This is a genomic window from Candidatus Thiosymbion oneisti (genome assembly GCF_900092655.1).
GTDB classification, from domain to species: domain Bacteria; phylum Pseudomonadota; class Gammaproteobacteria; order Chromatiales; family Chromatiaceae; genus Thiosymbion; species Thiosymbion oneisti.
Window position 1 is genome coordinate 1 of record NZ_FLUY01000535.1, and the last position, 510, is coordinate 510.

The window sequence follows — 510 nt, forward strand, 5'->3', positions numbered from 1 at the left end:
CCTTGAGAAAACGCTCGGCAAAGTCGATAAATCGCTCCCCGTCGATGCCTAGTCGCGCGAGGATCTTGGGTGCTTGCCCCTCGATGTATCCAGGTTTATCCGCACGTAATGCCCGGCCCGTCCAATCGACCAGCTCCAGATAGTCCTCGAAGACAAAGGGCACTGCCCAAGGGGTTTGTGCGGTGGCATCAAAGGGCATCAGCGGGGCTTGGGGCAAGACTTGCGTCTCGGCTTCCGGTCGTAACTCCTCCCCATCAAGCGTTACCTCAGGATCTTTAACGGTTGCGGCCTCCTGCGAGCCGGTTTCGGACCCGGCTTCTTCCGGCAATCCACCGACGCGCTCTTGAATCGAGGTGTAGTCAGAAGTTTCCGGCGTCTCGGCAAGTCCCGCCCGGACCGGATTGAGATCCACATAAGCCATCGCCGCCAGCAACGCCTTCTCATCGAGCAGTGCTTGGCTTTTGAAGCGGCCCTCCCAAAAACGCCCCTTCACCCCATCCTCCGCATTGG

At 59.4% G+C, this 510-nt stretch carries 1 protein-coding gene; it reads right to left on the minus strand.

The window, feature by feature from the left end; all coding sequences use genetic code 11:
• On the minus strand, window positions 1-510 hold a 510-nt coding region (locus BQ17_RS05250), incomplete at both ends, for a transposase (RefSeq protein ID WP_500784410.1).